Genomic DNA, 16,679 nt, shown 5'->3' on the forward strand with positions numbered 1-16,679 from the left:
TTATAAGCCTCCTGAAATATTAGTTACGGAATCCCTGATCACAAGCTCGGTATGGAAAAATATCGTTTCCTTCTCCACTTTTTTCGTTTCTATAAAAGAAAGCAGCTTGGCCGCACCTTCTCTGCTGATCTGCTCCATCGGTCGGCGAACCGTCGTAAGCGCAGGTGTCATAAATCCGGAGTAGATGTGGTCATCAAATCCAACGATGGAAATATCCTGAGGCACTATCAGCTGCTTCTCCGTAATTGCCTTAATCGCGCCAAGAGCCATATCATCATTGCAGCAAAATACAGCGGTTGGACGAGGATTCAGCTGCAGCAGCCGGGTCATCGCGGCGTAACCGCTCTCTAGATCATAATTCCCGGGCTGACTATAATCTACACATAAGGGAACCTGATAGAACTCCATAGCTTCACGATAGCCTTCACGACGCGCTTGTGTCGATTTGAAATTTTCTTTCCCTTCGATAATCGCAATTTGCCGATGGCCCTGGGAAATCAAATATTCAACAACGAGATAGGCACCACGTTTATCGTCTGGAACCATATTCATCACTTGCACATTCTCGATTTGACGGTTTAGTACAATAAGCGGAATTTCCCGCTCTGCCGCATATTCAATAAAGGGCTGGTCCGCTTCGCTTTGGCTCATAACGATGATGCCATCATAACTTTTGCGATTTACCTTGTGAAAGCTTGTGTAATCATCAATCCCTCGTACAATCAGGTTATAGCGGTCTTGAATGACATCATTAACACCTTTAATGGCTTCATACAAAAAAACCGCTGAAGTACCCGTATGCAATGTTGAAAAAAACAAGCCCAAATTATAGGATCGATCAAGCACTAGGCTTTTGGCATTATAATTGGGTGTGTATTGTAACTGTGCCGCAAGCAGTCTAATTTTCTCCTTCGTTTCCGGGTTAATCAGCGGACTGTCATTCAATGCACGGGAAACCGTCGTATGGGAAACATTGGCCAGCTTGGCGATATCTTTGATTGTTACGCTCAATTCTACCACCTCAAAGCTTATCATATCATAATGATGCACACGTTAACAACGAACTTTTTTTGTTTTACATATGCGAATATTGCTATGTCCTCGCATGAAAAATAGCCTGTGTACGTTCCACAGGCCATCTCAATCGTTAGGGTTACATTTCAAGCAGTACCATCTCATGCCTAAGCTCCAACAACCTTTCTTTACTGTCTGCTACCAGCTCTTGGTCATTCATCTGAAGGGCATCCTGCAAGGTCATTAGTTCATAATCAAGCTCTAAACGAAGAACGGGAATACGTTCCTCAGTACGTTTGGACCGGAACGCCTGCATCATCTCTTCAATGGTAATAACGGATTCCTTTTGAAATAACACTTTATGTTCCACCCCCGATATTTCTACCATGCGGATCACTTCACCAAACATAATGTTTTCAATTAATATTTGACGGTCTTTAAAGCGTTTAACAACGGCATGCCCACGAGTATCACCAATCATTTTCTCCATCAATTCAGCTAGCTTCTCGTCCTTGAATGAATAGTTCCCGACTATTTTGTAGCGATCTCCCAGTCTTTGAAATTTCAGCTTCACCAGCTTTCTTCCTGTTCGGATCGATACAATAAACTGTAATTCGCTTTCATTCCAGTACAAGGAGTAACCTTCCTGAATGAGTGCCTTAATGAAATTACGGATTAGCCGACGGTCAAATCGTAACTCAAGGTTGCAATACTCCACTTCATGACTTTTACTCACGGCAATCCCTCCCAATACTTGCTTGGCACCCACTGTGAATTCATTCTACTTTATCGAATGGCTTTAAAGAACCAACCATCCGATTTTTGGTAGAATATTCAGAACATTCAGTTACTTATTTATATTCTATTATGAATTCTATGATTTGGCAACTTGCTTTATTATTTATTTGCGAATTATTTTTTTGCGTTCTGGATAGCTTCTTCATCTTTGGCTTTGCGGGCCTCATCTTCCTTGCGGATGATTTCACGTTCTAGCTGATCATCTAAATCTGTAGAGCCATAGGTATTAATCGTATAACCATCAGAGCCCTCTATAGAGCCATCATCTACCTTCTCCTCCATTTTGGTCAGGATCAATTTTGTTGAGATGTAATGGCTAATGCTAAACTTGGAAGTCGTCCGTGTTTGGTAGTGCAAATATTCGTACATATTTTCCGTTTCCAGCTTTTCAATCATAATTGGGACGTTCGTAAATTGAATGTCCGAAATTCTGTTGCTTGCATTGTAATCCAAATATTCTTTCAACGCCTTGATCTTGTTAGCGTTAACTTCACCCGCAATCACATAACGTTGATACCCCGAAGTAATTGGAGTTGGCATCTGCTTTAGACGTTTTTTCATTTCAGGCTCACTTATGTATAAGGCACCCGTCAGCTTTTCCTTGGATTGCTTCAGGCCTTCTGTATCAATACCCATTTTTCTCACATCAGATAGGCGATAATAAATCAGGTTGCTGCGATTATTCGTACCCTCGTCTACATAAGCAAGCATTAGTGGATACTCGGCACCCAAGTAATTCACTTTAATGGAGTAAGGGCTTTTGAACTTGAATTCCTCAATAGTTTGGTCAATTCCTACAACGGGTTGCTCGGGATTAATCCGGCTGTTAATAAAAATGGTTTTTGTGGAATCCTTAAAAATTGTGGTTGCCCCGAATAAAACACCTAATTCTTTGACCGGTAAATAGCTATTCCCCCCGTATATGAGCGCTGGACTTTCTAATTGAACCGGCTTGCCATCCAGTACCACGTTAAAATCCGGGCGCAAATAAGCATCTACCCGCTGCAGGACATCCTCAGCGAACACGCCTGCCGAAAAGGTTGTTGTCAATAAAGTCCCCATAATTAGCATACGTTTCCATGGTTTCATCTAATATCCAAACCTTTCTCATCGTTAATAGTTAATGTTTACAACTATTTCGGCGCAAGTGCATCTTTATCCTTCATAAAGTTTGTGTTGACAAAAAAGTTAATTCCGATAGAATAAGTTGGTATATACATTTAGTTTGATCTTTCAAAAGAAAACTAATCTGCAAGGAGTTATGAGGGAGTGAGCATCAAGTGATCGAAATCAAAAACGTTAGTAAAACCTTTAACCAACGGACCGGTGGCACTTTTACAGCCATTGATAACGTATCCCTATCGATCAAAAAAGGGGAGTTTTTGTCGCTGCTCGGACCATCAGGATGTGGGAAATCTACACTTTTAAATCTTGTAGCCGGTTTGGAGCATGCACAGCAGGGTACCATAACCGTCAACGGTAAACCTTGTAATACACCGGGGCCAGACCGGGTTGTCGTCTTTCAGGAGCATGCGCTGTTTCCATGGCTAACTGTTCTCGATAATGTCGCGTTTGGGCTCAAGCAAAAAGGCATACCCAAAAAGCAACGCGAGGAAATGGCACTGGAGCAAATTAAATCCGTGCATTTAAGTCGATTCGCAGACCGTTATCCCCATGAGCTTTCAGGCGGCATGAAGCAAAGAGCAGCTATAGCACGAGCTCTGGCAATGGATCCAGAAATTTTGCTTATGGATGAGCCTTTTGCAGCTTTGGATGAACAAACTCGGCTCATTTTACATAAAGAGCTGGAAGAAATATGGATGCGCACCAAAAAAACGATTCTTTTCATTACACACAACATTCGTGAAGCAGTTATACTTTCCGACCGTGTGCTTGTTATGTCTACAAGGCCAGGCACGATTAAGAAGGAATTTAATGTCCAGGCAGCACGTCCAAGGGATTCAGCAGATCCTGTCCTTCGCCATACTGAAAACAGCATCATGGATGTTCTTGCCGATGAGCTGGAAAAAGTGGTAAAGGAGGAAATGGGCGATGAGTACAGCCTTAAGAAGGACTCTCTTTCTAATCGTAGTTCTGATAGCATGGGAAGCGGGATTTAGAATATTTGATTGGGGCTGGAAATTCCCATCGGTTGTCCAAACTGCCCAAGCCTTTTATGATGGCTTTGTGCACGGTCAGCTATTGGAGGCTACTTTCCAAAGTATCCGCAGGCTATTAACCGCATTTGTGATCGCCATTTCTGTAGGCGTAACGCTCGGCTTCTTATTTGCCCGTTATCGCATCTTGGATGATACCCTAGGCTTTCTGGTAGTTGCCCTGCAAACTGTTCCAAGTATTGCCTGGTTACCCTTCGCCATTATCTGGTTTGGGATGAACGACTTCTCAGTCATCTTTATTACTACTCTAGGTGCGACGTGGACGATGGCCATGTCCAGCCGAACCGGCATTATGAACATTCCGCCGCTTTATCTCAAAGCAGCTAAAACGATGGGAACAGGAAATGGCTTTGGAATGTTCTATCAGGTTATGGTTCCTGCCGCATTTCCCCATATGATTACTGGGGTTCGTGTCGCCTGGGCATTTGCCTGGAGAGCGCTTGTATCCGGGGAATTGATCGCCAAGGGCGTTGGCCTTGGGCAATTGCTGCAGGATGGACGCAGCTTATCCGATACCGCTTTGATGCTTTGTGTCGTTATCATTATAGCAGTATTGGGCACGATCTCTGACCACTTCTGCTTCAAACGGTTAGAGGATACGATTTTGGTTCGCTACGGCTTAGCCGAGAATAAAAAATAAACAACGATATTTTAAAAACAAAGGGAGCGTTTATTCATGAAAAAACAACTGTCTACACTACTCGCAATTTTGATAGTAACGGTATTAGTACTGTCAGCTTGCGGTAAAAAAGAAGAGCCCGCCGCCCCGGCAGCGAGTGGTGCCGCCGGAACCAAAGCTCCAACCGCCTCAACGGTAAGAATCGGGATTTTCAAAAACGTCACACATGCAGCCGGTTATGTTGCACTTGAGCAAGGCTTGTTCCAAAAGGCTTGGGGCGACAGCGTAAAAATCGAAGTTGTCGGCTTCGATAACGGCTCCGATTTCTCCACAGCTTTAGCTACGGATCAAATCGACCTTGGCTACACAGGACCGGGTCCTGCGACTAACCAATTTATTAAAAGCAAAAACTTCCGCATTGTCTCCGGATCTACTAATGGTGGAGCTGTACTGGTTGCCGCTAAAGATTCAGGCATCAATAGTCCTAAAGACTTGCTAGGCAAAACCGTAGCGATTCCTACTAAAGGAAGCACGAACGAAATTTCCCTGCGCTTGCTGCTTCAACAAAACGATCTTAAGGTTACAACGGATAAAACCGGTGTCAACATTATCGCCCGTGCTCCTGCTGACACTTTGGTTGCTATGCGCCAAAAAGAGATTGATGCTACTCTCGTTCCTGAACCATGGGGCACACAAATGGAGCAAGAAGGCGTAGGCAAAATCATCGTGGATTGGGACAAAATCCCTCCTAACAATGGTAACTATCCATTAACTTTGCTTGCTGTAAGCGACAAGTTCCTAAAGGATCACCGCGAAATGGCTAAGCAAGCCGTTAAAGCTAATGCAGAAGCGGTTGACTTTATTAAGAAAAACCCTGATAAATCATATGAGCTTATTAACAACCGCCTTAAAGCATTAAGCGGCAAAGGCATGGAGATCAACCTTATTAAAGCATCAGTAGGCCGCTTTAGCTTAACTACTGATGTTAGCAAGGAAGCGATTGAAGAAATGGCTAAGGTTTCCATCGACGCCGGATACATTAAGGATATTAAAAAGGAAGAGCTTGATCTTAGCAAGTTCCTCGATCTTAGCTTGTTAGAAGAAGTAAAAGCAGGCAAGTAACCATCGGGATTACCTCCCACAGCTTGAAAAATAGAAGCCTCGGCAACATGGATATCCATGGTTGCCGAGGCTTTTTGATGTTGGTTATGGAGCTAGCTTAGCGTTAGATCAGTACGCTAAATTTAGTATGCCTTGGAGACTTCAACTCTGTGCGTGATCCCCTCTTCGGTAAAATAAATATGCAAGCCATGGTCTTGGTCATCCATGAAAAACGATACATATTTAGGCTGCTCCTTGCGCAGCGGCACCAGCAGCGTTACGATACGATGGCTTCGCGCCAAACGCGTGGTCGCTGTCAAATGCCACTCCGGATCCAACCCCTCAAGCTCAGCGATATCCACACCTGTAAACTCGTTATGCTGTGAAAGCTCAAGATCACCTGATGAGCTGTATATAAATCGCCCATCCATATCCGCTTTACGCCCACTAAGCTTAAAGGCTTGGCCGTCCAGCTTCATCTCGTAACGCGTGTGGAACAACCAATCGATTCGTGCTGGCTGTGAGAGATCGATCTGGTCCACGACAACGACATAGGATTCGTTAATGAAATAAAGCTCTCTTACATATCGCTGTAAATACGGTACCTGCTCTTGATAGGCAGCAGTGGCATTACAACGGGAATATGTATAGCCTTTATGCGTCTCCACCGCTTCCACAGTACCTGAAGCCGCCATATTGAGCACTTTATTGGTTCCGGCATATTGGCCCAGGCCATCGACCAGAATGTTATTCGTCGATCGCGTCTGCCTGCGCCAATTCATATGCATCGTACTATTGAAAGCGATATAGTACCCGCTTTCAATAGCAAGCGGCTCGCCAAAGGCATGCAGCAGCAAGCTATTCTGGTCGCCATGGCTATGGCTGATGGAGCCATAGGGGCTACTTTTGGTAAGCAGCATAATATGGTCCTCGGGGTGGTCCATATGCGCATGAAAGGCTACCCAGCCAATATCGCGGAACCATTTAACGGGCTCAATATGTGTCGGAGCCTTAGCTTCCACTGCTGGATAATCATGCAAATATTTGAGCTCGTCAAATTGAAAATCCCACCAGCCATAATTATAAAATTTCATTTGCGAGCCTTTATCCATCGCTTTTACCTGCTCATAATACCATTGATAATAGCCATTCCCCGTAATTCCCGCAAATTGGCGAATATTAAAGCCTGTCTTTAAGCTTACCGGATCTCCGAGTGTTGATTGGTCACCAAAGCTGGCACGCAGGGTATCGGGGCTGAAGCAATAAAACGGAAAGTCGCCCGTATGTTGAAAGAAAGGTCGAAGATAAAGATTAATGCCGAGCGACTTGTTCAACAAATTCATCGCTTCTGTTACAAAAGCCATGCCAGTCGTCCAATACATCGGCCCCTCCGCCCATCCCCCATCTTTCCCTCCCCAAGGCGAGTATAGGGTGGCTAAATATTCAATGGTATAATCAAGCCATTCGTGGGCCTTCGGCTCTTCATGGAGCATGGCAATGCAGCAAGGCGTCAATACCGAGGACAACGAGCGAACCGCGTGGCTGTCGTAAGGCACTTGATGGATTTTCGATCGCTCCATAACATGGAACGCTACTTGCTGCGTCCGATGCAGCAGTACCTCGCGCACAGAGGAGCGCTCTTCTTCACTCAGGTAAGCATGCAGCCAATCATAGCCCCATGCCAATGCTTCAGCGATGCGAAAGGCTGCTTCATCGTTATAATCGCGTGAGGTCGTGCCATCCGGGTTCCAGGCCGCTGTACGCAAAAGCCATTGCTTCGCTTTGCCGAGCAAATCGGCATCGTCCAATATGACCCCCGCGATCGAAAGGTGGCGAATGGCATAGAGCACTTCCTGGCAGTCCATGTACATCTGCCTCCATAGCTTGGCCACCCGTTTGTTATCAGGATATGGCGCCGGCTCCAGGATATAATCTCGCTTCGTCCAAGGAAGCACAGACTTCTCCATAAAGGCATCCCAGCTACAATAACTGTTGTTTTCCAGCAGCTTCTGCCTAAACACCACTACCTCATCTGCCTGTAGCCAAAGCCGAGGATGTGCATCTTCGACAGAGAGATAACGTTCATTCGCGGCTGGCAGTGGTGTTGAGGGCAATCCCTCAGGCACTGTAAAGCTGCGGACGCAGCTCCACTCGCTGTGCTCGCCACCTTCTTGCAACAATGCATAGCGCCAATAATACGTACCCGGCTTTAGGGTATGTGAGGGTGTGTATAAATTGTATAGAACCGGCTGAATGGTCTCCACCGCTTCATCATTGAAATCCTCCATCGAGGAAATTTGCAAAACGTAGGTGTCATGCTCTAATTGTGCTGGCATCCATGTAAAACGCGGCGGATTTTCCTGCAGGCATGTTGCTTCATTGGGCTCGTATTTAATGGTCAAGTCGCCGCTCTCCGGTTGATACAACGATGAAGACATAGGGTCACGCCTCCTTTTTATTGTGTATGATTGGAAATTTCGCAACAAAGCCTGGAGCAGATCCAGCTATTCTAAGTGCTTAGTAAAGCTAAGCCCCTGCTCGTTGCTATACCTGCAATTCCAGCTATTTCCGATACTGTCGATGATAAATTCTGCTTTCGTATAGTGGGCTTCGCCAACTGGTAAACCAGTTGCAAAGCGAAGCTCTACCGGCTGCTCCCCTGCGTGGTATAGCGCAATAAAGGTAGCTTTTGTACCTTCGATCCGATGTAAGAGACCCTTCATACGTTGTGCGGGATTGTCAGCAGGACCTGGTGCATCCACGTGATAGACGTTCGAATTGGCATGCAGCCATAGCTGAATGGATGAATTGATTCCTGTTGGCAGCTGCTGTTCAAGCAACAAGGCCCCAGGTCTTCTGTCTCCCGCTACTTTTCCATGAGCATCTATATATTCATAACCCGCAGACTGTCCTGAAGGCTTATCACTATGGGTGATACCCTCCCATTCCCCTATGGAAAGCTTAAAGGAGCCAAGCCCATGATACCACCAATCTATAGCAGTGGCTTCGCTTTCAAGCACTACATCAAACCAATCGAGAATAAAGGCATCGGTTTGGAATAGATGGCGCTGCAAGACACAGCCAGGGTAAGCATCATTCGCGCGCATCCATAAATAAACAGCTTTGTCCGAAGCCGACCATTGGACTGCTTCACCCGTCGTCTCAAGCTGGGACTGACCGTTTACCGATACTGTATTATGGCTGGATGTCCCCGCATACCAGCTTTTACGCAGCGCTGAGCCATAGGGCACCATGCCTAGCTCGGGGCTTAGAGAGCCGCCGATTGCGTGCTCCAGGCTGACATGGAGCTTGTCATAATGGCCATGTGATCCGCCATGGGCGCCAAAATCGGCAAGGAAAGAAAGCCGATTTCCGTTGACCCGCCCGACGGCAAAGCCGGAATCCGGCAGCCAAAGCGAAGGCCGCGGCGGCAATTCGGAGCTAGGCAACGTATCACCAATGCCAAACACCAGCGCTTCCAGCGAATTCCTCCAGCCTGCTGCTTTTGGCGTAAATTCATCTTGGCTGGATGCCTGCTCCGAGCCGATCTGGCGATAAGCTTCAGCAAGCACAGGGACATGTTCGGCTTTGCCATAATGGGCGAGGCCAATCTCGAAAATTTCGGCAATTTCGCGTGCATAAGCAAGCCTTTGATAAGGTCCGTCATGAAGTGCCGGAAGATACCCGGAGTCATTGGCCAGCTCCGCAAGTATATCGAGCATGCCCTCGAAGGTTTGCCCCTCCTCACCCTTCATGGTTTTCATATCAAAGCCTAATCGCTCCGCCATTTCGCCCATGATTAAATAGGCCCGCAGGACGAACACGTGATAATACGTGCTACCTTCGAACTCGAATTGATCCGGCTTCACCCCAATTGATAAATGATGGCGGAGACCGCCCTCTCCGGAAATCAACGCCTCAAGCTTGCTGCGCTCGCCGGTTGCCGCATACACACCTGCAAGTGCGGCGTTCAGCCAAGCTGTATAATTGTTTTGAGGGCTTTTGCGTTCAAAAATTAAAATTTGCCGATATTGGGCCATACTCGTTTCCAGCATATCAAAGAACACAGCCAACGGCTGCACAGCACTTTTAAAATCGAGCCCTTCATCTTTAAGCAATAAATAGGCGCGGATCAGCGTCGTCGCCCAAATCGCTTCGGATAGGGCTTGATGGAACGCGCGTCCCTTCAGCATCCAGCCTTGCGCATCCGGATGGATCGGGTATAACGGAAACTGGCGCGCATAACGCTCCAGTATCGTACGGGCTAGCTCCGCGTAGCTAGCCTCGCCCGTGCCTGAATACACCGCTGCCGCTTGCAGCGCATATCTAGCGAGCGACTGGTGCTTGTACACCAGCCACGCACCGCGGTAAGGCTCGCCCGACAGCACGCATCCGTGAGGGCATTTATACTGCATGGCGTCTGCTTCCAGCGGGTCGAACAGCAGCTCCGTATGATGCTCTGGGCAGACGTATTGATGCCACCAGCCACCCGGTTCAACCGGGATTTGGAAGCCCTCCGCTGCTGATAAGACATCTAGCTCTTCTCGCAGTTCATCCAGTAGTGTTTGTGCCCAGCTAGTGCCTGTAATTTTTTCCCGAATATTCATCATTTCATAAACATCCCGCCATTAATTTCTATAGTCTCTCCAGTCAGGTAAGCTGACAAATCAGAGACGAAAAATAGCACACTATCGGCTACATCCTGCGGTGTGCCTTCACGGCCAAGCGGAATCGAGCTAATAGTTGACTCACGTGCAGCATCTGTAGTAAAAGTAGCATGGAAGGCTGTTTGTCCAATAAAGCCCGGAGATAGACAATTAACGCGAATGCCATGCTTGGCAACCTCTTTCGCAAACCCTTTGCTGTACGAGATCATCGCCGCTTTGCTTGCTGCGTACACGGAAGCTCCCGGGCCTCCTCCATTATGTGCAGCCACGGAGGAAACATTAACAATAGCGCCTCCGCCCGCCGCGATCATATCAGATGTTGCTGCTTTGGACACAAAAACGCAGGATTTGAAGTTAACATCCATCACTTTTCCATAATGCTCTTCATCCATCTCCATATTGGGTAAACGCTTAATCATATGCCCCGCATTGTTAACGAGAATATCGATTGGTCCCAATTTCTCGCGGACCTCTGCAAGCATTTGATCAATTTGCTGCAAATCCGTAACATCGGCCTGAAAGGCTTCTGCCACACCTCCTGCGGCGCGAATACTTTCGACTGCCCGTGCTGCTGCTTCTTTATCCTTCAAATAGTTAATTGCAACCTTAGCCCCCGCCTTTGCCAATGTTTCGGATATAGCCAGTCCGATCCCATTATTTCCTCCGGTTACTAGCGCAATTTTATGGGTCAAATTAATAGTAATCATATGTTAATTCTCTCCTTCACGATTATATATATTGCTTTTACGGTCTGTTTTGGGCATACACATCGTTATTTTGGTGCCTAAGCCTTCCTCGCTATCGACAAATAATCCATACTGCTCCCCAAACACCATTTGGATGCGTCTGTGGACATTCATCAAGCCGATACCGCCGCCCCTGCTTGGCACACCATCTGTTGGCTCTGCCAGCCGGTTCCGGCTTAGCTTATCGCGCAGCTGCTCCAAGCCTTCTGGAGTCATTCCAACGCCATTGTCCTCAACCACAAACAAGAACAGACCGTTGTCTTCAAGTGCATCAATGCGGATATAGTGTCGCTCCTCCAGCCCGCGTGGAAAAGCATGCTGAAATACATTTTCAATCAGCGGCTGAAGTGTCAGGCGCACCATTTTCTCAAGCAGCAAGGATGGTGGGACAATAACATCCAGTTCAAACTCATGTGCGATGCGATGCTTAAGTATCGTCATGTAATTAAGCACATGGTTAAGCTCATTGGCGACTGTGATTTCCTCCAGATTGGTCTGGATCGAATATCTCAGCATAAATGCCATCGCCTCAACCATTTCCGTGATCTCATCCGAATTTTGAACAATTGCATACGCGTTAATAGTTTGGAGCGTGTTATACAAAAAATGCGGATTGATCTGCAGCTGTAGAGCTTGGAACTCTGCCTTCTGTCTTTCGATCACGATGTTGCGAAGCTCCAAAGCTACCTTCTGCTTCTCAAGCTCCGACTCATATACTTTGGCAATCATCTCAGAGAGCCGTGTTACCATCGTATTATAGCTGTGCAGCAAGCCGCCAATTTCATCCTCACGTTGCGAGTCGGTCGTAATATGTTGCCAATTTCCTTTTTGGGTTTCCCGCATGCCCTCTTTAAGAGTCAAAATAGGTTTAACGATCGACCGGCCAAAACGGGCAGCTAGCACCAAAGCAAGCATGAGCGTTATCAGCCCGACAGCAATTGTGGTGGTTCGTAGTGTTGCAATCGGCTGGCGCATTTCGCGAAGTGGTAGGGATACGACAACACGCCAGCCCGAATAAGCGGACTCGCGGGAGACGAATAAATGAGGCTCATTATTCATCGTATCTACAAGCGTAGTCACATCACTTTCCAACAGCTTGGCCGTCAGCTCAGGGTTAAGCTGCCCATTGGACTGTAGCCCTGGGGGACGGTAAATTAATACGCCATTCGAATCGAGAATAAAGAAGGTGCCGCTAATCCCGAGGTCCGCATCCTTCCAAATCTGCGCTAGCTCCTCTGCCTTGATCTCCATCGCAAGCACGCCCTTGGGCTCATAGGAGGTTCTACCGCGAATCCAACGGGCAATAGTGAATACCCCTTCGGCAGCAGAGTCCCTTAAGCTTTCCTTCAAAATCGCAATTTCTCCATTTTCAGGCAATGTCCTTTTGAAATGCTCTAGCTTTTCCTTCGTGTTAAAATCCCGTAGTAACGCAGGGCTTTGATTATCGTCGATAATCATTCTGCCATGCTCCCCAAGTATATAAATCACATTAATTTCGTTATAGAGAATAAATGTGGGACCAAACACTTCTTTTTGGATATCATTTCTAAATTCAAAAAAACCATAGCTATCCTCGGGATTCATATCCAAAAACGATTTAATCTCATTATTGGATAATATCGAATTGCTGGCCCGCTCATATCTCCGCAAATAATTGTCCGTTTGGGACAGCGAGGTGGCAATAATCTGCGAAACCAGCTTTTCTGCCTGCTCATCAAGGGCAGAGGAGGATTGGTAATACGAGAACAAACTGACCGTGCCCAGTGGAAGCACAATGACGATGACAAAATAAATAAAAATTTGCCGCGCTAGGCTTTTACGCATTATTTGATCCCAAGCTTGTCCCGATATTCCGAAGGGGATAAGCCGGTAAATTTTTTGAACGTTTTCGTAAAATGCGGATGATCCGCATATCCCACTTCATACGAAATATCAATAATTTTGTAATGCGGCTGTTCCAATAGCTTTTTCGCTTTGTCCATCCTTTTGCGGATCCGGTACTGCACGAAAGTTTCCCCCGTCATTTGCTTAAACAGCTGGCTGAAATAAGAAGCATTCAGCCCCAATTGGTCAGCAACCTCCTCCAAGGAAATTTCACGCGATAAATGGGTTTCAATATACTTTTTCGCTTCCTCCATCGGATCTTTAACACGCCCCTTGCGCTTTTGCTTCAGCGCATCCAAAAGTAGCTGGATATGCTCCTCAAACGAAGCGAGCGCAAGCTCGGGATCCTCATGAACAACAAGTGGCACAGTGGCTTCAAAGCTGTGGACCCCGCGATTATTAAGCTTGATAATGAGCATTTCCATTAGGTCGGACAGCAGCTCCCGCATGCTTACCGCGTTGAGCGACCGCTCCAGGCAATAGGCTCTCCACCCTTGCATCCATTCAGCTATCTCCTTCTGCCGCAGGTTCCAGACGGCTTGTTCTAACCGCTCTGACCATTGTTCCAGAGTTGCAGCAGACACATGGGCTCCCGCTCGTTGCTTGCGTGCCGCAATAAGCTTCTCCAGCACCTCATGCAGTGCATTTTTCACAACGGGCTTTAGCAAATAATCCTTCACCCCAAGCGCCATGCATTGCCTTGCATATTCAAAGTCATTAAATCCGGAAATTACGACAATATCAATATCCAAGCCCGAGGCTTGGACAGCCCGGCTTAATGCCAAGCCGTCCGTCACAGGCATTCGAATGTCCGTAAACAGGATGTCGGGTGTTTCCTCCCGGATCAGTTCAAGTGCAGCCTCACCGTTTGCCGCTGTACGAATATGAAATTCCGAAAGCCCTGACTTCTGGACGAGCGCTGTAAGACCTTTGCGGATCATCGGTTCGTCATCGACGACAAGTATGCGAAGCATGCCGGCACTCTCCTCACAACCCTATTTATGCTTAGAAAGCCACTCCCCGCGATTTCTCGCAGGGAGGAGTGGCTAACACTATAATTTTATTATTGCTTCCATTTTTGCGCATCAGCGCCCCTTAATTTATAACCCGTTTTCTTCTGGTAACGTTCATTAGCTTCTTTCAAGATATCATTACCACCCTTAGCTTTCCACTCTTCAATTGCTTTAGGCCAATCGGATATCGGTTCTTTACCATATACCATCTTCACCATATGGGTAATCAATAGTGGAGGAGGAACATCGGAAAGCGGTGTGACATCCGGGTTTTTCTGCATAGCATCCAGCGTTGGATCAAATTCAAGTCCACCACGCCCCTCAGTTGGAAGAACAGTTTCAAGTACCTTCAGCAGGCTCTGCCCTTCAGGCGTAGCGTTCAGGATTTGCTTGCGGAAAGCATCATCCTTGACCATGTGCAGGAATCCGCTTAAGTAACGTTGCTCTGCAACCTCAAGATCGGTTTTAGGCTCTAACGGCAAGGTCAAATCGAACCATTTATCCGCTTCTTCTGTTACCTGCCAATCGAAAAATTTAAGGATACCCGGAATTTTCTCCTTATCGGTCTTGGAATTAATAAAGTAGGCGCGTGCACCAGAGGAATACAGATAACCTCCCCCTTTGCCATCCGTGCCAGTAGGAGATTGAATAATTTTAATTTTGGCCTCAGGTACGGATTGTTTCAGCTGAGTCTCCCATTGGATCAATTCCTGGGCATTCATTTCCCACATTCCTGCTTTTCCAGCAAGAATGATATTCTTGAAATTTGTCGGGTTGATCGTAGCAAATTCTTTGCTGATTAAGCCTTCATCAAACATCGTTTTGTACGTTTGCAGTGCTTTTTGCATATTGTCCGCATCCATAAACTTAGGTTGAACCTTACCGTCAACAACCTCGAATTGGCTTGTATACGGATACACATCATAAGCCCCAAAAAATATATCGGCATATTTGAAATCCTGGCGTCCCATAAACGGATGCTCCACACCCAGCTTTTTGAAAGCACGCAGCATTTCCATATATTCTTCAACCGTTTTCGGATCCTTAGTAATACCAGCTTTGACCATCAGGTCTTCACGCACCCAAGTCGCACGGCGGGAAGGCTGGGATATAAATTCAGGAATAGCATAAATTTTTCCGTTTAAGGTCACTTCATCCCAAGCAGCCTGCGGGATTACCTTTAATAGATTTGGTGCATGCTGCTTGATTAGATCATTAAGCTCCAGGAAAACCCCTGCCTGCACAGAGCCAGCCAGCTCTTTTCCGCTGGTTCCTGCACCTGCCTGTACCACCTCAGGAATATCATTGGTAGCAAACATTTGTACCATTTTTTGCTCAAAATCTTTATGGGGAACCAGCTTGATGTCGATATCGGTGTTAGTCTTTTTTTCAAGCTCCTTAACCCATTTATCCTCATTGATGTTCGCATGCTTCTCAACATAATCGAAGTTCAATGTACGCATGGACATGGTGAATTTGGTAGGTCCTTGCTGGGTTGCTGCCGCGTTATTCCCGGCTTTAGGTGCTTCTGTGACGTTGCCTGTACTACAGCCTGCAACACCAATTGCCAGTGTAGCTGCTATTGTGCCTGTCATCCACTTTTTCATAGTACCCCTCATTTCGCATGTTTGTCTATATAGTACGAAAGCCTACCAATAAAAGCGCTTTCAGTCCCACAACCTTATTATAGGCAGATCGTTTGGCTGCAACAATGGAATAAATTTGTATGCCCTTGTCTTTTCTTTAGATTTTTGAGTATATTCGTGTTTTTTTTAGGTCTTGACCGATCCAATCATCATTCCCTTAACAAAATATTTTTGCAGGAACGGGTAGACCATCAGGATCGGGATCGTCGCGATAAAGACGGTGGCCATCTTGATGCCTTCTGGCGATACATTCAGCATCTCCGAAAACATCGCGGAGTTGGGGTCCATGCTCACTGTATCCGTATCAATCATTTGGCGGAGCTTGATCTGCAAAGGGTACAGGTTACGGTCGTTCAAATAATACAGGGCGCTTGTATACGAGTTCCAATGGTACACCGCGTAATAAATCCCCATCGTCGCCATCGCTGGCTTTGACAATGGAACGACGATTTTCCAAAGGATGCCCAGCTCCCCGCAGCCATCAATCCGGGAGGAATCGATTAATTCGGTAGGAATGTTCATAAAGAAGGAACGCATAATGAAAAAATTAAAGGCACTGATCGCACTGGGAACCACTAATGCCCACAGTGAATTCATTAAACCCAGTGATTTGATCAAAATAAACACGGGAATCAGCGGAGCCGAGAAAATCATCGTAAACAAAATCATCATCATGATATATTTCCGGCCCACATATTCTTGCCGGGACAAGGGATAGGCCAGTGAAGAGGTCATGACCAGGTTAATCGCGGTTCCGCCTACCGTCACAATGACGCTGACCAAAAAAGCACGCCAAATCGTGGGGTCCTGGAAAACGTATTTATAATTGATCCACGTAAAATCGACCGGCCATAAAGCGACTAATCCATTGGTAATCGCTTTGGAGCTGCTGAAGGACTGGGCGAGGATGTTCAAGTAAGGCAGGAACATCGTCATCGCAAGAGCCGCCAGCAAGATGATATTGCCTATGTTAAATATTCGCATACCGGTTGTTACCCTATGCTTCATGGTTTC

The 16,679-nt window shown here is 46.5% G+C and carries 13 protein-coding genes; 3 read left to right on the forward strand and 10 right to left on the reverse strand.

The window, feature by feature from the left end:
• From G9U52_RS01535 to G9U52_RS01545, 3 genes are all read right to left on the reverse strand, one after another.
• On the reverse strand, nt 1-1,011 hold the full coding sequence (locus G9U52_RS01535) for a LacI family DNA-binding transcriptional regulator (protein ID WP_166145141.1): 1,011 nt from the start codon (nt 1,009-1,011) through the stop codon (nt 1-3).
• Nucleotides 1,012-1,153: 142 nt separating this feature from the next.
• Nucleotides 1,154-1,750: a YkzI domain-containing protein gene (locus G9U52_RS01540; protein ID WP_166145144.1), complete on the reverse strand. Its 597-nt coding sequence runs from the start codon at nt 1,748-1,750 to the stop codon at nt 1,154-1,156.
• Nucleotides 1,751-1,926: 176 nt separating this feature from the next.
• Nucleotides 1,927-2,901 carry a hypothetical protein gene (locus G9U52_RS01545; protein ID WP_166145147.1) on the reverse strand — a complete coding sequence of 325 codons (975 nt, stop codon included), beginning with the start codon at nt 2,899-2,901 and terminating at the stop codon, nt 1,927-1,929.
• A 191-nt stretch (nt 2,902-3,092) separates the two neighbouring features.
• Here G9U52_RS01545 and G9U52_RS01550 point away from each other — a divergent pair, with 191 nt between their 5' ends.
• From G9U52_RS01550 to G9U52_RS01560, 3 genes are read left to right on the forward strand one after another with little or no spacing between them, the layout of a single operon-like run.
• Nucleotides 3,093-3,932, forward strand: coding sequence for an ABC transporter ATP-binding protein (locus tag G9U52_RS01550; protein ID WP_166145150.1), 840 nt, complete (start codon nt 3,093-3,095; stop codon nt 3,930-3,932).
• Entirely contained in the window at nt 3,865-4,629 is a 765-nt protein-coding gene (locus tag G9U52_RS01555; protein ID WP_207952741.1) for an ABC transporter permease, read from the forward strand. Before G9U52_RS01550 ends, G9U52_RS01555 begins: the two co-directional genes overlap by 68 nt.
• 36 nt (nt 4,630-4,665) lie before the next feature.
• Entirely contained in the window at nt 4,666-5,730 is a 1,065-nt protein-coding gene (locus G9U52_RS01560; RefSeq protein ID WP_166145153.1) for an ABC transporter substrate-binding protein, read from the forward strand.
• A gap of 122 nt (nt 5,731-5,852) precedes the next feature.
• Here G9U52_RS01560 and G9U52_RS01565 read toward each other — a convergent pair whose 3' ends face one another.
• The 7 genes from G9U52_RS01565 to G9U52_RS01595 all read right to left on the reverse strand — a co-directional run bounded on the left by G9U52_RS01565 (nt 5,853) and on the right by G9U52_RS01595 (nt 16,673).
• On the reverse strand, nt 5,853-8,147 hold the full coding sequence (locus G9U52_RS01565; protein ID WP_166145156.1) for a heparinase II/III domain-containing protein: 2,295 nt from the start codon (nt 8,145-8,147) through the stop codon (nt 5,853-5,855).
• Between the two features lie 66 nt (nt 8,148-8,213).
• Nucleotides 8,214-10,319, reverse strand: a complete 2,106-nt coding sequence (locus G9U52_RS01570; protein ID WP_166145158.1) for a heparinase II/III domain-containing protein — start codon at nt 10,317-10,319, stop codon at nt 8,214-8,216.
• Nucleotides 10,316-11,080: an SDR family NAD(P)-dependent oxidoreductase gene (locus G9U52_RS01575; RefSeq protein WP_166146622.1), complete on the reverse strand. Its 765-nt coding sequence runs from the start codon at nt 11,078-11,080 to the stop codon at nt 10,316-10,318. The genes G9U52_RS01570 and G9U52_RS01575 overlap by 4 nt, the downstream gene beginning before the upstream one ends.
• 6 nt (nt 11,081-11,086) lie before the next feature.
• A complete protein-coding gene (locus G9U52_RS01580) occupies nt 11,087-12,946 on the reverse strand; it encodes a cache domain-containing sensor histidine kinase (RefSeq protein WP_207952743.1) in 1,860 nt (619 codons plus the stop codon).
• Nucleotides 12,946-13,980: a response regulator transcription factor gene (locus G9U52_RS01585; RefSeq protein WP_166145161.1), complete on the reverse strand. Its 1,035-nt coding sequence runs from the start codon at nt 13,978-13,980 to the stop codon at nt 12,946-12,948. Before G9U52_RS01585 ends, G9U52_RS01580 begins: the two co-directional genes overlap by 1 nt.
• Before the next feature lie 89 nt (nt 13,981-14,069).
• Complete coding sequence (locus G9U52_RS01590; protein ID WP_166145164.1) at nt 14,070-15,626, reverse strand: type 2 periplasmic-binding domain-containing protein; 1,557 nt, start codon at nt 15,624-15,626, stop codon at nt 14,070-14,072.
• A gap of 165 nt (nt 15,627-15,791) precedes the next feature.
• Complete coding sequence (locus G9U52_RS01595; RefSeq protein ID WP_166145167.1) at nt 15,792-16,673, reverse strand: carbohydrate ABC transporter permease; 882 nt, start codon at nt 16,671-16,673, stop codon at nt 15,792-15,794.
• Between the last annotated feature and the right edge of the window lie 6 nt (nt 16,674-16,679).

The sequence above is a fragment of the Paenibacillus agricola genome (assembly GCF_011440305.1).
GTDB lineage: Bacteria > Bacillota > Bacilli > Paenibacillales > NBRC-103111 > Paenibacillus_S > Paenibacillus_S agricola.

Bases quoted from the DNA above. Each gene is read 5' to 3' on its own strand.
- G9U52_RS01545 (WP_166145147.1), bottom strand. From the start codon at position 2,901: ATGAAACCATGGAAACGTATGCTAATTATGGGGACTTTATTGACAACA.
- G9U52_RS01555 (WP_207952741.1), top strand. From the start codon at position 3,865: ATGAGTACAGCCTTAAGAAGGACTCTCTTTCTAATCGTAGTTCTGATA.
- G9U52_RS01560 (WP_166145153.1), top strand. From the start codon at position 4,666: ATGAAAAAACAACTGTCTACACTACTCGCAATTTTGATAGTAACGGTA.
- G9U52_RS01565 (WP_166145156.1), bottom strand. From the start codon at position 8,147: ATGTCTTCATCGTTGTATCAACCGGAGAGCGGCGACTTGACCATTAAA.
- G9U52_RS01570 (WP_166145158.1), bottom strand. From the start codon at position 10,319: ATGATGAATATTCGGGAAAAAATTACAGGCACTAGCTGGGCACAAACA.
- G9U52_RS01580 (WP_207952743.1), bottom strand. From the start codon at position 12,946: ATGCGTAAAAGCCTAGCGCGGCAAATTTTTATTTATTTTGTCATCGTC.
- G9U52_RS01585 (WP_166145161.1), bottom strand. From the start codon at position 13,980: ATGCTTCGCATACTTGTCGTCGATGACGAACCGATGATCCGCAAAGGT.
- G9U52_RS01590 (WP_166145164.1), bottom strand. From the start codon at position 15,626: ATGAAAAAGTGGATGACAGGCACAATAGCAGCTACACTGGCAATTGGT.
- G9U52_RS01595 (WP_166145167.1), bottom strand. From the start codon at position 16,673: ATGAAGCATAGGGTAACAACCGGTATGCGAATATTTAACATAGGCAAT.